This window comes from Ponticoccus sp. (in: a-proteobacteria) (genome assembly GCF_048381735.1).
This window is the reverse complement of sequence record NZ_JBLXGL010000007.1, coordinates 1-12942: the sequence shown is the minus strand read 5'-3', so window position 1 is coordinate 12942 and position 12942 is coordinate 1. Positions and strand designations below refer to the sequence as shown.

Below are 12942 nucleotides of genomic sequence, written 5' to 3'. Positions count from 1 at the left end.
CGCTGCGGGGTCAAGGGGGTGTGACCTGCGTCAGGCCTCTTGCCGGGCGAGGGTCACCTGCATCCACAGCTGGTCCGGCTTGTCGTCGGTGTCGCGATACCATTGCCCCGACAGCGTTTCGAAGCCCGCATCGAACTTGCCGCGAAAGCGCATGCCGTCGCCGTCGATGTGCCAGTCGTGGCCGTCGAGTTTCGCGCAAGAGTGGCTGGTCGTGCCGTCGCGGTCGTAGGTGTCGCACTCGTATCCGTCGCCGCTGTCGCGGATCACCGCGACAAAACTCGTCTCTGTCCCGGTCCGCCTGCCTTCCGAGCGGTGCAGCATGACCTTGCCGCCGGGCATCATCTCGAAGGTATCGGTCGCGGTGAAGTGCGTCGGCGTATCCTCTGCGCGATCGAAGACAAGGCCCGTGGTGGTCCAGGTCCCGACAAAGATCTCCAGGCCCTCGGGTATGCTGCCGCTCATTTCATGCTCCTTGATGCAAAATCCTTGGAATGAAGGTAGCGCACCGGGCGCGGACGGAAAGCGAAATCGGTCGTTCGAGGGAGGGAGAGTGGCGCAGCTTCGCGCCCGGGCGACAGGGCCGGATCTGCCACCCGCACCGGGGGCAGGCGCGCCGTCCGGTCGGGCCGGCGGGATGTGGCGCGGTTTCGGGCCTCTGGCGGGGCGGGCGGCCGTTCAGAGCGGCCCCAGGGCCTGCCGGTGGGGCGCCTTGCGCGCCGCAAAGCGCCAAAGGCAAAAAGGCCCGGTCTGGGCGACCGGGCCTTTGCTGTTTCGGGGGACGCGCGCTCAGGCGATCTCGACAAGCTCGATGTCGAAGGTCAGGTCCTTGCCCGCCAGCGGGTGGTTGGCGTCCAGCGTGACCTCCTGCTCCGTCACCTGCACCACGGTCACCTGCATGGCCTGCCCGTCGGGCGTCTGCACCTGCAGCTGCGTGCCGAGGTCGAGCGGGATGTGGTCCGGGATTTCGGCGCGGGGCACGGCCTGCTGGGCCGCCGGGTTGGGCTGGCCATAGGCCTCGTCCGCGGGCACGGTCACCTGCTTCTTCTCGCCGACGGTCATGCCGGGCATGGCCTTGTCGAGTCCGGGGATGATCTGGCCCGAGCCGACGGTGAATTCCAGCGGGTCGCGGCCCGCGCTCGAATCGAAGGTGCTGCCGTCGGTCAGCGTTCCGGTGTAATGAATGCGAACGGTGTCGCCGGATTTGACCTGCGTCATGAGGATCCTGTCCTTTCGGAAAATGTCTGGAAAAGTCGCGATTTGGCGAGGCCGGGGCGCCCCGGGTGCTCGCATGGCTGGGCCGGAATGTAAGGATTTTCGCCAGAATTGCAAACGCAGTGGTCAAGGCCGGGGCACGGCCCTAGTCTTTGCCGCAACGGACGAAGGAGAGCATCATGCATCCCGCACTCGCGCAGGGCAAGGTGGCGGTGGTCACCGGAGGCGCCTCTGGCATCGGGCTGGAGATCGTCAGGCGGCTGGTGGCCGCTGGCCTGAAGGTCGCCGTGGCCGACCTGCCGGGTGTGGCGCTGGAACTGGTGGCGCAGGAGTTGGGGGTTCTGGCGGTCGAAACCGACGTGGCAGAGCGTGCCTCGCTGAAGGCCCTGAAGGACCGGGTGGAGCAGGCGCTTGGCCCGGTCTCGGCGCTTTTCGCCAATGCCGGCATCCAGCCCGGCAGCAGCATCTTCGACAGCGAGGGTCACTGGGACCGGATCATCGCGGTGAACCTGATGGGGATCGTGCATGCGTGTCATGTCTTCGGGCCCGATATGGCGGCCTCTGGCCAGCCCGGGCTGATCGTCAACACCGGGTCCAAGCAGGGCATCACCACGCCGCCGGGCGATCCCGCCTACAACCTGTCCAAGGCCGGGGTGAAGGCCTTTACCGAGGCCCTGCAGCACGAGCTGCGGGGGCGCGAGGGCTGCGCTGTCGAGGCGCGGCTTTTCATCCCCGGCTTCGTCTTCACGCCGCTGGCCGCGCGGGGCCGGTCGGAAAAGCCCGCAGGCGCCTGGACGCCGGAACAGGCGGTCGATTTCCTCTTCGACAAGCTGGAGGGCGGCGATTTCTACATCCTCTGCCCCGACAACGACGTCGACCGCGCCACGGATGAAAAGCGCATCGCATGGGCGGCGGGCGACATCACCCAGAACCGCCCGCCGCTGTCGCGCTGGCATCCCGATTACGAGGCGGCCTTTCAGGCCTGGCTGAGCGCATGATCCGGGTCTGCATCTTCGACGCCTACGGCACGCTCTTCGACGTGGCCGCCGCCGCCCGTGTCGCGGCCGGGGAACCGGGCCGCGCGGCGCTGGCGGCGGTCTGGCCGCAGCTGGCCGAGGACTGGCGGCGCAAGCAGCTGGAGTATTCCTGGCTGCGGGCGGTGACCGGTGACTATGTGCCCTTCTGGGAGGTCACCAAGGACGGGCTGGACTGGGCGATGGACCGCGCGGGTCTGGATGACATGGAGCTGCGCGAAAGGCTGCTGGCGCTCTACTGGGAGCTGCCCGCCTACCGCGAGGTGCCTTTCGTGCTGGCGCAACTGAAGGCCAAGGGCAAGGCCTGCGCCATCCTGTCGAACGGCAGCCCGGACATGCTGGAGGGCGCGGTGGAGTCGGCCGGGCTGGGCGAGTTCCTTCAGGCCAGCCTGTCGGTCGAGGCGGTGGGCACCTTCAAGCCTGCCCGCGCGGTCTATGACCTCGTGGGCGCGCGCTTCGGCTGCACGCCGCAAGAGGTGCTCTTCGTCTCCTCGAACGGCTGGGACGCGGCGGGGGCCTCGGCCTATGGGTTCGAAACCGCCTGGGTGAACCGCGCGGGCCTGCCGATGGACCGCCTTCAGGCTGCGCCCGCGCATGTGCTGACGGACCTGTCGACGATACCGGAACTGGTGTGACGCGCGGTCCCGGCCCTGTCGCGCTGCCTTGGCCGGGACAGGGCCGTCGGCCCCGCGATACATTGCCCCAAACGACCCTATATACCTGAGGTTCTGCCATGCCCCATTTCACCACATCCGACGGCGTGTCCCTGCACTATCTCGACGAGGGGCAGGGGTTGCCGCTTCTGTGCCTTGCCGGGCTGACGCGCGACACCCATGACTTCGACTATGTCGCCCCGCATCTGGAAGGGGTGCGGCTGATCCGCATGGATTACCGCGGGCGCGGGAAATCCGGCTGGGCCCCGCATGAGACCTATCAGATCCCGGTCGAGGGGCGCGATGCGCTGGAACTGCTGGATCACCTCGGGCTGGCGCAGGCGGCGGTGCTGGGCACCTCGCGCGGCGGGCTGATCGCCATGGTGCTGGCGGCCACGGCGAAGGACCGGCTGCTGGGCGTTGCGCTGAACGACATCGGCCCCGAGATCGCCGAGACCGGGCTGAAGGTGATCGAGGGCTACCTGGGCAGGAACCCGCCTTTCAAGACCTTCGAGGAGGCGGCAGAGAAGCGGGCCGCGGCGATGACTGCCTTTGCCAACGTGCCGCCAGAGCGCTGGCTGACCGAGGCGAAGGTGCTGTACCGCGAGGGGCCGGAGGGGCTGGTGATCCCCTACGATCCGGCGCTGCGCGAGGCGGTGCTGGGCGGCGGGGCGCAGCCCGCGCCCGACCTCTGGCCGCTGTTCGACGCGCTCAAGGGCCTGCCGCTGGCGGCGATCCGGGGGGCGAACTCTGACCTGCTGTCCGCCGCGACCTTCGCCGAGATGAAGGCGCGGCGCCCCGACATGATTGCCGTCGAGGTCCCGGACCGGGGCCATATCCCCTTTCTCGACGAGGCCGAATCGCTGGACGCCCTGCGGCGCTGGCTGCGCATGCTCTCTGCCTGAGGGCCTGGCCGGAGGGCGCCCCGTGCCGCTCTCCATCCGGAGCGCGCCACCGGCCCGCCCGCCAGCCACGCCCTATGCCAGCGCCGACCGGTCGATGGCGCGGTAGGCGGGCTGGCCCATCAGCGCGAGGGCATTGTCCAGCTCCTCGGCCAGAAGCGTGATGGCCTTGCTGACGCCGGGCTGTCCCGCTGCCGCCAGCCCCCAGAGGAAGGCGCGCCCCACCATCACCGCCTCGGCGCCGAGCGCCTTCGCCTTGACGATGTCGGTGCCGCGCCGCACGCCGCCGTCGAGGATCACCTGCGTGCGACCGCCCACCGCCTCGGCAATCGCGGGCAGGGCGGCGATGGGGGAGGGCACGCTGTCGAGCTGCCGCCCGCCGTGGTTCGAGACGATCACCGCCTGCGCGCCGAGGTCGGCGGCCCGGCGCGCGTCGTCCGGGTGCAGCAGGCCCTTGATCACGAAGGGGCCGCCCCATTCCTGCGCGACCCGCGCGACCGTCTCCCAGTTGGCGCTGGCGTCGCCGAGGCTGGCCACCCGTGTCGCGATGGAGGCGAAACCGCCGTCCGAACTGCCGCTTTCGAAGTTCCCGAACGAGACGCCGTGGCGCAGGTAGCCCTGCAGCCAGTGCGGGCGGCGCAGCGCGTCGAGCACCGTGGCGGCGGTGAGGCGCGGCGGCACGGTAATGCTGTTGCGCAGGTCGTGGTGCCGTTTGCCCTGCTGGGCCAGATCCAGCGTCAGGCACAGTACGCGGTAGCCGTTGCCGCGGGCGCGTTCCAGCATCCGGCTGGTGAGGCCGGGATCCTTGAGGAAGTAGAACTGGAACCAGCGCTCGGCCTCGGGGGCGGCGCTGGCGACCTCTTCGATGGAGGCGACCGAGTTCGCGGACAGGCAGAAGGGGATCCCCGCCGCATGGGCGGCGCGGACCGCGGCCTGCTCTCCTTCGGGCCAGAAGAGCCCGGCCAGGCCGGTCGGGGCGAGGATCAGCGGCAGGGGTGTGCGGCGCCCGAGGATCGTCGCACCGGTGTCGCAGGCCGAGACGTCGACCCCCATGCGCGGCATCAGGCTGAGCCTTTCGAAATCGGCCATATTGGCGGCGCGGGTGATCCCGGCCCCGGCGCCGCCGTCGATGAACTCGAAGATGGCGCGGGGCAGGCGCTTGCGGGCCATGCGGCGGAGGTCGGCGATTTCGGCGGCGCGGGAAAGGTCTGTCATGGGCGCAGACTGGCGGTGGCAGGGTGAAATGTCACGCGGCTTTTCGGGGGGCGGCTGGGGGCGCTGCCCCCCGGCCTGCGGCCTCCCCCCGAGGTATTTGCGAGACCGAAGAAGATGGGGGGCAACATCCCGGCGCCGGGTCCGGGATGTTGCCCTGGCCGGGGCCGGCGCGGGGTCAGTCGAGGTTGAAGACGCGGCTGGGGTGCAGCTCGCCGGCCTTGAAGCGGCCCACCGCGAGGGGGCGGCCCTCGAAGCTGGCCCAGGCCTCGTCGCCGTATTCGACCTCTCCGCCCAGCACCATGCCGGGGTTGCCGTTCCTCAGGCGGGTTGCGCCCTCGGGGGTGCAGCGCAGTTCCGGCAGGTCGGTGAGGCCGGTTTCCAGCGGCAGCAGGCGGCTGTCGAGTTCCGGTGTCCGGGCCAGCGCGTCGATCTCCTGGATCGTCACCGCGTCGTCGAGGCCGAAGGGGCCGGACCAGAGGCGGCGGAGCGTCAGGACGTGGCCATGGCAGCCCAGGGCGGCACCGAGATCGCGCGCGATCGAGCGCACGTAGCCGCCCTTGCCGCAGGTCATTTCCAGCATGGCGGTGTCGGCGTCGGGGCGGTCGGTCAGTAGCAGTTCCTCGACCCAGAGCGGGCGGGCGGCGAGGTCCATGTCCTCGCCGTCGCGGGCGCGTTTGTAGGCGCGTTCGCCGTCCACCTTCACGGCGGAGAATTGCGGCGGCACCTGCTGGATCTCTCCGACGAAGGCGCCGAGGGCCGCCTTGATCTCGTCGTCGGTGGGGCGCAGGTCCGAGGTGGCGATGACCTCGCCCTCGGTGTCGTCGGTGTTGGTGGCCTGACCCAGCCGCACGGTGAAGGCATAGGCCTTGAGCGCGTCGGTGATATAGGGAACGGTTTTCGTCGCCTCGCCCAGGGCCACGGCCAGCAGGCCGGTGGCTTCGGGGTCGAGCGTCCCGGCGTGGCCGGCCTTCTTCGCCTCCAGCGCCCAGCGGACCTTGTTGACCACGGCGGTCGAGGTCATGCCCGCGGGCTTGTCGACGATCAGCCAGCCGGAAATGTCGCGGCCCTTGCGTTTGCGTGCCATGCCTTGCCTTCTTGTCATCAGAAGCGCGCGGGGTAGCAAGGCGGGCCGCGGCTTGTCAATCGCCTGGGGGGCCCGCCGCGCCCGGCGCCGGGCGCGGTCAGTCCCGGGTGCCGGCGAAGCGTTCTGCCCAGTCCTCGCGCTCTGCGTCGGTGATCTTGCGGAAGGTCACCTCGGGCACCGTGAAGGCGTGGCCCGGCGGCAGCATCGTCAGGGCCGCCGCCACATCCGTGGGCCAGCTGTCGTCGCCGGTCTGCATCGCCGCCAGCAGGTCGGCGCAGGCGTCGGGGATGAAGGGCGCCGAGATCACCGCGTAGAGGCGGATCATGTTCAGCGCCAGACGGATCTGCATGGCCGCCTGTTCCGGGTCGGTCTTGAAGGTCGACCAGGGCGCCACCTCTTGCAGGTACTCGTTGCCCAGCACCCAGGCGCCGCGCAGCGCCGCCGCCGCCTTGCGGATCTCCAGCGCCTCCATATTGGCCTCGTAGTCGCGCAGCTTTGCCGTCAGATCGGCGATCAGCTGCAGCTCGCGGGGGCCCTGGGTGCCGCCCTCGGGCACCGCCTCGGAGAACTTGGAGCGGCAGAACTTCGTCACCCGGCTGGCGAAGTTGCCCAGCACGTCGGCGAGATCCTTGTTCACGCCGGACTGGAAGGCCTCCCAGGTGAATTCGGCGTCCGAGGTCTCGGGGACGTGGGACAGCAGCCACCAGCGCCAGTAGTCCGCCGGCAGGATCTCCAGCGCCTGATCCATGAAGACGCCGCGCCCGCGCGAGGTGGAGAACTGGCCGCCGTCGTAGTTCAGGTAGTTGAAGGATTTGATGTAATCGACCAGCTTCCAGGGCTCGCCCGAGCCGAGGATCGTGACCGGGAAGCCCAGCGTGTGGAAGGGCACGTTGTCCTTGCCCATGAACTGGGTGTAGCGCACGTCCTGGGCGCCTGCGTCGGTGCGCCACCAGCGCGCCCAGTCGTCGCCCTTGCCCGCCTCGACCCATTCCTGCGCGCAGGCGATGTATTCGATCGGCGCGTCGAACCAGACGTAGAAGACCTTGCCCTCCATCCCCGGCCAGGGGTCATCGCCGCGCTGCACCGGGATGCCCCAGTCGAGGTCGCGGGTGATGCCGCGATCCTGCAGCCCGTCGCCGTCGTTCAGCCATTTCTTGGCGATCGAGGTGGTCAGAACCGGCCAGCCCTCGCGGGTGTCGATCCATTTCTCCAGCTCGTCCTTCATCTTGCTTTGCGCAAGATACAGGTGCTTGGTCTCGCGCATCTCGAGATCGGTCGAGCCGGAAATCGTCGAATGCGGGTTGATCAGGTCGACCGGGTCGAGCTGCTTGGTGCAGTTGTCGCACTGGTCGCCGCGCGCCGAGTCGAAACCGCAGTTCGGGCAAGTGCCCTCGATGTAGCGATCCGGCAGGAAGCGCCCGTCGGCGTTGGAATACATCTGCGTTTCAGACACTTCGCGGATCAGCCCGGCCTCGTCCAGCACCTTGGCGAAATGCTGCGTCAGCCGGTGGTTCTGCGGCGAGGAAGAGCGCCCGAAGTGGTCGAAGGACAGGCGGAAGCCCTCGGCCAGCCTGGCCTGAACCGCCCACATCTCGGCGCAGTAGTCGGCCACCGGCTTGCCCGCCTTGGCGGCGGCCAGTTCGGCGGGGGTGCCGTGTTCGTCGGTGGCGCAGAGGAACAGCACCTCGTGCCCCCGGGCACGCAGGTAGCGGGCATAGAGGTCGGCGGGCAGCTGGCTGCCCACGAGGTTGCCCAGATGCTTGATCCCGTTGATGTAGGGAATGGCGGAGGTGATGAGATGGCGGGCCATGGCTGTCGGTCCTTTGCGGATTTGGCCAGCGGTGTACCGCAGGCTTGGGTCAAGTGCCAGCGCCGCTGGCTATCTGTCGCGACCGGGGTCGCGCAACCGGCCCAGCAGGCGCCCGACCGTGAAGGAGGTGCGCGGCGCGTAGACGTAGGGCGTGCGTGTCGTGGCCAGGGGCCGCGCCCGCATCCGCACCAGGCCGAAGACCACCAGCGCAAGATGCCCCAGCGCGATCATGATGAACAGCGCCGGGGGGCCGTAGGCCTCTATCAGCGCGGCGGCGATGTAGGGCGCGCCGATGGCGCCGGTCGCGTACCAGAACATCAGCGCCGCCGAAAGCTCGACCCTTTCGTGGCTTTCGGCGAAGTCATGGGCATGCGCCGCCGCGACCGAGTAGATCGGGTAGGTGGTCAGCCCGAAGAAGGCCGCCAGGCCGAGGATCGCCCAGGGGTGCGCGCCCGGCATGGCGGCGGTCAGCGCGCAGCTGACAACCGCCGCGACCGACAGCCAGATCAGCACGCTGCGCCGGTCGTAACGGTCCGCCAGCCAGCCCACGGGGTACTGGGCCAGCGCGCCACCGGCCACGAAGCTGGCGAGGAAGATGGCGATCATCGAGGCTTCCAGCCCGACGGCGGTGCCGTAGACTGGCCCGACCATGCGGAACGAGGCCCCCGACAGCGCCGAGACCAGCACCCCCGCCACCGCCAGCGGCGACCGCGTCCAGGCAAGGCGCGGTTGCAGGCGCGGGGCGTCCGGGATTTCCGGCTGGGGCAGGCGGGTCAGCGACATCGGCAGCAGGGCGGCGCAGCAGACCATGGCCAGCAGCGTGTAGCTGGCGTAATGCGCCGGCGGCAGGACAGAGATCACCAGCTGCGCGCAAAGCTGCGCGCCGAGGTCGGTCAGGCGATAGGCGCCCATGGCGCGGCCCCGGGTCTCATTGGTGACCTTGGCCTGCAACCATGCCTCTATGACGGTGTAGCAGCCCGCGATGCAGACCCCCTGCGCACTGCGCAGCGCCGCCCAGGCATAGGCATTGTCGGTCAGCACATGGCCGAGGATGCCGATGGTTCCCAGCGCGGCAAAGGCGGCGAAGGCGCGCGCGTGCCCGACCGATCCCATCAGGCGCGGCGCCCACCAGCAGCCCAGGAAGAACCCCGCGAAATGCGCCGAGCCCAGCAGGCCGATCTGGGTGGTCGTGAAGCCCAGGACGACCCCGGACAGGGCATCCAGAGGCCCGACGCCGCCCGAGGACAGCTGCAACAGGACCACAGAGGCGAAGAGGGCGGCGAAAGAGACGACAAGGCGCATGCCTTGTCTTTAGGCACGGGGCGCGGGCCAAGTCACGCGCTCTTGCGACCCGGCGCGTCGTTTTCCGGGCCGCGTGCCTGCGCGGATGGTGGCCTAACGGAAAAGGCCCCCGCATCGCTGCAGGGGCCTTCTTGATCAGTGCAGGGTGGGGTGGACCCGGGGGCCCACCGTCCGCTTACAACCCGGTCGAGACGTCGATCGTGTTGCCTTCTTCCAGCGTGACGTAGGCTTTCTTGACATCCTTGCGGGTGCCCTTGATGCCACGGAACCGCTTGTTCTTGCCCTTGGTGATGGTGGTGTTGACCGCCTTCACCTTGACGCTGAACAGCGCTTCGACCGCTTCCTTGATCTGCGGTTTCGCCGCGTCGATCGCCACTTCGAAGACCACCGCGCCGGCCTCGGAGGCCATGGTGGATTTCTCGGTGATGATCGGCTTGCGGATCACGTCGTAGTGTTCTGCCTTCGCGCTCATTTCAGTCGAGCCTCCAGTGCTTCGACACCCGCCTTCGTGATCACCAGGGTGTCACGCTTGAGGATGTCATAGACGTTGGCGCCGATCGAGGGCAGCACGTCCAGACCGTCGATGTTCGCGGCGGCCTTGACGAAGCCTTCGTTCAGCTCTGCGCCGTCGATGATCAGCGCGCGCTTCCAGCCCAGCGAAGAGATCTGCTTGGCCAGTGCGGCGGTCTTGCCGTCGCTGTCCAGCGCATCCAGGATCACCAGGTTGCCGGCTTTCGCCTTGGCAGAGAGCGCGTGCATCAGGCCCAGACGACGCACCTTCTTGGGCAGGTCATGGGCGTGGCTGCGCGGGGTCGGACCCTTGTAGATGCCACCCTTGCGGAAGATCGGCGCCTTGCGCGAGCCGTGGCGTGCGCCGCCCGTGCCCTTCTGGCGATAGATCTTCTTGGTCGAGTAGGACACTTCCGAGCGGGTCTTGACCTTGTGGGTGCCAGCCTGCGCCTTGTTGCGCTGCCAGCGCACCACGCGGTGCAGGATGTCGGCGCGCGGATCCAGCCCGAACAGGGCCTCGTCCAGCTCGACCGACCCGGCGTTGCCGCCGTCCAGTTTGATCACGTCGAGTTTCATTCGTCGCCTTCCTTCTTCTCGGGCTCGGCACCGTCTTCAGCCTTGTCGGCCTCGATCGACTGCTCGGCGTCCTTCAGCGCGGCTGCCTCTGCGGCGGCCTGCTCTTCGGCCAGACGCTTGGCTTCGGCCTCGGCTTCGGCTGCGGCGGCTGCCGCGGCTTCCTCGGCGGCCTTCATGGCTTCACGCTTGGCGCTCATGAGAGCGGCGGGCAGGATCACGTTCTCGGGAACCGGCTTCTTGACGGCGTCCTTGACGGTCACCCAGGAACCCTTGGGGCCGGGAACGGCGCCCTTGATCATGATCAGGCCGCGGTCGCTGTCGGTCTTGACGACCTGCAGGTTCTGCGTGGTCACGCGGACGGCGCCCATGTGGCCAGCCATCTTCTTGCCCTTGAACACCTTGCCGGGGTCCTGACACTGACCGGTGGAGCCGTGCGAACGGTGGCTGATCGACACGCCGTGCGAGGCGCGCAGACCACCGAAGTTGTGCCGCTTCATGGCACCCGCAAAACCCTTACCGATGGTCGTGCCCGCCACGTCGACGAACTGACCTTCGAAGTAATGGTCGGCGATGATTTCCTCGCCCACTTCGATCAGGTTGTCGGCAGAGACGCGGAACTCGGCGACCTTGCGCTTGGGTTCCACGTTCGCCTTGGCGAAGTGGCCACGCATGGCCTGCGAGGTGCGCTTGGCCTTGGCGGTGCCGGCGCCCAGCTGGACGGCGGTGTAGCCATGGGCTTCTTCGGTGCGCTGTGCAACGATCTGGAGGTTGTCCAGTTGCAGCACGGTCACCGGGATCTGCTTGCCGTCTTCCATGAACAGACGGGTCATGCCGATTTTCTTGGCGATGATACCAGTACGCATGGGACCCCCTTAAACCTTGATCTCGACGTCCACGCCGGCGGCGAGGTCGAGCTTCATCAGGGCGTCAACGGTCTGCGGGGTCGGGTCGACGATGTCGAGCAGACGCTTGTGCGTACGGATCTCGAACTGGTCGCGCGACTTCTTGTTCACGTGGGGACCACGCAGAACGGTGTATTTCTCGATCTTGTTCGGCAGCGGGATCGGACCACGGACGGTGGCGCCGGTGCGCTTTGCGGTGTTCACGATTTCCTGGGTGCTTGCGTCGAGCACGCGGTAATCGAACGCCTTCAGCCGGATACGGATGTTCTGGTTCATCGAACAGTCCTGTCTTGGCATTGAGGTTGAGAGGAGGAGCGCCGCTCATTCGGAACCCCTCGTCGAACCTTAAAGGGCGGAGAATCACCCCGCCCTTCCCGACCCGTGGGCCGTTGCGCGCGTATAGGCGGTTTGAGGGCGTGGGGCAAGGGGGAGCCACTTCCCTATCAGGAGAACAGGGCAAGAACTGGAGTCTTTCCTTTACACAAGATTTGGGACATGTAAAGAAAAGATGGATTTCTTTACATGAGCGGATTGATGTTGCAAGAGACTTACAAGGTCCCAGCCCTTCCACTACCCCGAGATCTCGAGACCAAACGGGTCCTGAAAGCCCTAACGGTCGCCACAAGAAGTTTGGCTGAGGTGAAGGGAAGCGCCCTGGTGATCCCGAACCAGGGCATCTTGATAGATACTTTGGCTCTTCAGGAAGCCAAAGACAGCTCTGAAATTGAGAACATCGTCACCACACAGGACGAGCTGTTTAAAAGAAGCGCTGACACCGAACACAGTCTGACCGGCCCGGCGAAGGAGGTTGAAGTCTACCGTGACGCCCTCCGACTAGGGCACCAGCGCGTCCTTGAAACAGGTTTGATCACGAACAAAACTCTCATAGAGATGTATCAACTTTTGAAGGGGCGAACGGATGGATTCCGGATGCTACCGGGAACGGCACTGTCAAACAACGCTGGCAAAGTTGTTCACGTGCCAACCCAGGATTCCAACCAAGTAAGAGAACAAATGAGTTCTTTGGAGAACTACATCAATACATCCGACGATTTAGACCCCCTGATCAAGATGGCCATAATTCACCACCAATTCGAAAGCATTCATCCGTTTTACGACGGGAACGGCAGGATAGGCCGGATACTCAATGTCCTCTACCTTACGAAAGAAGGCCTGCTCGGAATCCCGATCCTTTATATGAGCCGGGGCATCAACCAAACCAAGTCAGATTATTACCGTTTACTCCAAGCCGTTCGTGACGATGACGCTTGGGAGGATTGGATTGTTTACATCCTAAACGTTGTGACAAACACATCTGGCGTCACATTGCAGCTTATAGAAGGCATAAGACGTGAAATGGCTCAGTTAAAAAAGACGCTGCGCCAAAATCATCGTAAGATCTACTCTCAGGACTTAATCAATAATCTGTTCCGCCATCCCTACACACGTATAGAATTCGTCATGCACGATTTGCAGGTGTCACGACCCACAGCGACAAGTTACTTGGAAAAGCTCAACGCAGACCCAGACATACCGATTTCCAAGATCGTTGAGGGGCGAAACAATTACTACGTAAATATCGCGTTGATGAAGCTTTTCGTAACGATCTAAAAAGGGCGCCCCGTGGGGCGCCCTTTCGTAATCTTCACCGAGTGGCTCTCGTGACCTTCGGCCAGGGCCGAAGGCACTGTCGCCACCATCACAGCAAAGCTGTGATTACTCGACGATTTTCGACACGACGC

At 66.4% G+C, this 12942-nt stretch carries 14 protein-coding genes; 4 read left to right on the top strand and 10 right to left on the bottom strand.

The window, feature by feature from the left end:
* Positions 1–30 precede the first annotated feature (30 nt).
* Entirely contained in the window at positions 31–462 is a 432-nt protein-coding gene (locus tag ACN5KJ_RS13030) for a hypothetical protein (protein WP_418594479.1), read from the bottom strand.
* 324 nt (positions 463–786) lie between these two features.
* On the bottom strand, positions 787–1215 hold the full coding sequence (locus tag ACN5KJ_RS13025; RefSeq protein ID WP_347166648.1) for a peptidylprolyl isomerase: 429 nt from the start codon (positions 1213–1215) through the stop codon (positions 787–789).
* Between the two features lie 176 nt (positions 1216–1391).
* On the opposite strand from ACN5KJ_RS13025, the gene ACN5KJ_RS13020 reads away from it, so the two are divergent.
* The 3 genes from ACN5KJ_RS13020 to ACN5KJ_RS13010 all read left to right on the top strand — a co-directional run bounded on the left by ACN5KJ_RS13020 (position 1392) and on the right by ACN5KJ_RS13010 (position 3804).
* Complete coding sequence (locus ACN5KJ_RS13020) at positions 1392–2210, top strand: SDR family oxidoreductase (protein WP_418594477.1); 819 nt, start codon at positions 1392–1394, stop codon at positions 2208–2210.
* Complete coding sequence (locus ACN5KJ_RS13015) at positions 2207–2881, top strand: haloacid dehalogenase type II (protein ID WP_418594475.1); 675 nt, start codon at positions 2207–2209, stop codon at positions 2879–2881. Before ACN5KJ_RS13020 ends, ACN5KJ_RS13015 begins: the two co-directional genes overlap by 4 nt.
* Positions 2882–2979: 98 nt before the next feature.
* Complete coding sequence (locus tag ACN5KJ_RS13010; protein WP_418594473.1) at positions 2980–3804, top strand: alpha/beta fold hydrolase; 825 nt, start codon at positions 2980–2982, stop codon at positions 3802–3804.
* Positions 3805–3876: 72 nt separating this feature from the next.
* Here the strand turns inward: ACN5KJ_RS13010 and ACN5KJ_RS13005 are convergent, their stop codons facing one another.
* The 8 genes from ACN5KJ_RS13005 to rpsJ all read right to left on the bottom strand — a co-directional run bounded on the left by ACN5KJ_RS13005 (position 3877) and on the right by rpsJ (position 11476).
* Positions 3877–5016, bottom strand: coding sequence for an alpha-hydroxy acid oxidase (locus tag ACN5KJ_RS13005; protein ID WP_418594471.1), 1140 nt, complete (start codon positions 5014–5016; stop codon positions 3877–3879).
* A gap of 175 nt (positions 5017–5191) precedes the next feature.
* Entirely contained in the window at positions 5192–6100 is a 909-nt protein-coding gene (truB, locus tag ACN5KJ_RS13000) for a tRNA pseudouridine(55) synthase TruB (RefSeq protein WP_418594470.1), read from the bottom strand.
* 97 nt (positions 6101–6197) lie between these two features.
* Positions 6198–7910 carry a methionine--tRNA ligase gene (gene metG / locus ACN5KJ_RS12995; protein WP_418594468.1) on the bottom strand — a complete coding sequence of 571 codons (1713 nt, stop codon included), beginning with the start codon at positions 7908–7910 and terminating at the stop codon, positions 6198–6200.
* Positions 7911–7979: 69 nt separating this feature from the next.
* The gene (locus ACN5KJ_RS12990; protein WP_418594466.1) at positions 7980–9212 is read right to left on the bottom strand and encodes an MFS transporter; all 1233 of its coding nucleotides are present in this window, start codon (positions 9210–9212) and stop codon (positions 7980–7982) included.
* A gap of 175 nt (positions 9213–9387) precedes the next feature.
* A complete protein-coding gene (locus tag ACN5KJ_RS12985) occupies positions 9388–9684 on the bottom strand; it encodes a 50S ribosomal protein L23 (RefSeq protein ID WP_023849089.1) in 297 nt (98 codons plus the stop codon).
* Positions 9681–10298, bottom strand: coding sequence for a 50S ribosomal protein L4 (gene rplD, locus ACN5KJ_RS12980; RefSeq protein WP_023849090.1), 618 nt, complete (start codon positions 10296–10298; stop codon positions 9681–9683). The genes ACN5KJ_RS12985 and rplD overlap by 4 nt, the downstream gene beginning before the upstream one ends.
* Positions 10295–11161 carry a 50S ribosomal protein L3 gene (rplC, locus tag ACN5KJ_RS12975; protein ID WP_418594464.1) on the bottom strand — a complete coding sequence of 289 codons (867 nt, stop codon included), beginning with the start codon at positions 11159–11161 and terminating at the stop codon, positions 10295–10297. Before rplC ends, rplD begins: the two co-directional genes overlap by 4 nt.
* Positions 11162–11170: 9 nt before the next feature.
* Positions 11171–11476, bottom strand: a complete 306-nt coding sequence (gene rpsJ / locus ACN5KJ_RS12970; RefSeq protein WP_023849092.1) for a 30S ribosomal protein S10 — start codon at positions 11474–11476, stop codon at positions 11171–11173.
* A 246-nt stretch (positions 11477–11722) separates the two neighbouring features.
* Here rpsJ and ACN5KJ_RS12965 point away from each other — a divergent pair, with 246 nt between their 5' ends.
* Positions 11723–12811 (top strand): Fic family protein, encoded by a 1089-nt coding sequence (locus ACN5KJ_RS12965; protein WP_418594461.1) that lies wholly within the window; start codon positions 11723–11725, stop codon positions 12809–12811.
* The last annotated feature ends 131 nt before the right edge of the window (positions 12812–12942 follow it).

Coding starts and splice junctions, on each gene's coding strand:
- ACN5KJ_RS13015 (WP_418594475.1), top strand. CDS start 2,207: ATGATCCGGGTCTGCATCTTCGACGCCTACGGCACGCTCTTCGACGTG.
- ACN5KJ_RS12990 (WP_418594466.1), bottom strand. CDS start 9,212: ATGCGCCTTGTCGTCTCTTTCGCCGCCCTCTTCGCCTCTGTGGTCCTG.
- ACN5KJ_RS13030 (WP_418594479.1), bottom strand. CDS start 462: ATGAGCGGCAGCATACCCGAGGGCCTGGAGATCTTTGTCGGGACCTGG.
- ACN5KJ_RS12985 (WP_023849089.1), bottom strand. CDS start 9,684: ATGAGCGCGAAGGCAGAACACTACGACGTGATCCGCAAGCCGATCATC.
- ACN5KJ_RS13025 (WP_347166648.1), bottom strand. CDS start 1,215: ATGACGCAGGTCAAATCCGGCGACACCGTTCGCATTCATTACACCGGA.
- ACN5KJ_RS13020 (WP_418594477.1), top strand. CDS start 1,392: ATGCATCCCGCACTCGCGCAGGGCAAGGTGGCGGTGGTCACCGGAGGC.
- ACN5KJ_RS13005 (WP_418594471.1), bottom strand. CDS start 5,016: ATGACAGACCTTTCCCGCGCCGCCGAAATCGCCGACCTCCGCCGCATG.
- truB (WP_418594470.1), bottom strand. CDS start 6,100: ATGGCACGCAAACGCAAGGGCCGCGACATTTCCGGCTGGCTGATCGTC.
- rplC (WP_418594464.1), bottom strand. CDS start 11,161: ATGCGTACTGGTATCATCGCCAAGAAAATCGGCATGACCCGTCTGTTC.
- ACN5KJ_RS12965 (WP_418594461.1), top strand. CDS start 11,723: ATGAGCGGATTGATGTTGCAAGAGACTTACAAGGTCCCAGCCCTTCCA.
- metG (WP_418594468.1), bottom strand. CDS start 7,910: ATGGCCCGCCATCTCATCACCTCCGCCATTCCCTACATCAACGGGATC.
- rplD (WP_023849090.1), bottom strand. CDS start 10,298: ATGAAACTCGACGTGATCAAACTGGACGGCGGCAACGCCGGGTCGGTC.
- rpsJ (WP_023849092.1), bottom strand. CDS start 11,476: ATGAACCAGAACATCCGTATCCGGCTGAAGGCGTTCGATTACCGCGTG.
- ACN5KJ_RS13010 (WP_418594473.1), top strand. CDS start 2,980: ATGCCCCATTTCACCACATCCGACGGCGTGTCCCTGCACTATCTCGAC.